Annotated in this window: 1 protein-coding gene; it reads right to left on the reverse strand. The window is 65.6% G+C overall.

Annotated elements, in window-relative coordinates:
• Positions 1 to 669: FUSC family protein (locus EOA38_RS38230; RefSeq protein ID WP_189435257.1), on the reverse strand; the 669-nt coding region annotated here is incomplete at both ends.

Below are 669 nucleotides of genomic sequence, written 5' to 3' on the forward strand. Positions count from 1 at the left end.
GGAAGTTGGCGATCGATTCCACCGTCTCATGCGGCATGGCGGAATTCACCTGTGCGCCGCGCAGCCGCAGCACTTCGAGCCCGACGGTGACGACGGCGATGCTGCCACCCAGAATGGGATCACCCTTCCTGCCTGTCCGCTGCAATTGCGGCATCAACTGGTTGATGCGGTCATAGGCAAGGCTCTCGAAGGCCGAACGTCGGGGGATGCGCTCGTGCAGGCAAAGGCGCGCCAGGTCCTCTCGCATCGCCTGCGAGATGCGCTCGACGGTGACCCAGGGATTTGCCGGCAGCACGACGATGAAGACGCCGATGGCAATCAGGATGCCGACCAGGATCGATGCCGATCCGGCGAAAAACGGGCCGGGATCATAGGTCATCAGCTGGTGCGGGCTGAGGAAAGCGAGGAAGTTGATGGCGAAGGCGGTGGCGACGCCGACATGGCGCGGATTGGCCATGCCGAGCGCCGCCGGCACCAGGATCGGCACGACAAAGAGCGTGAACCAGCCGAAGCCGGGCAGCGCCGGCAGGGCGACCTGGCCGACGAGGAAGGCGAAGGGCAGTGCCAGCAGCGTTCCCGTGAAGAAGCCCCAGGCGGACTGGACCGGATCGGGACGTGCTGCGAACAGGCTGGAGACGACGGCAACGAGGATGACGGTGCCGGCTGCCT

Origin of the sequence: Mesorhizobium sp. M1E.F.Ca.ET.041.01.1.1 (assembly GCF_003997355.1) — a bacterium.
Classification (GTDB): Bacteria; Pseudomonadota; Alphaproteobacteria; order Rhizobiales; family Rhizobiaceae; genus Mesorhizobium.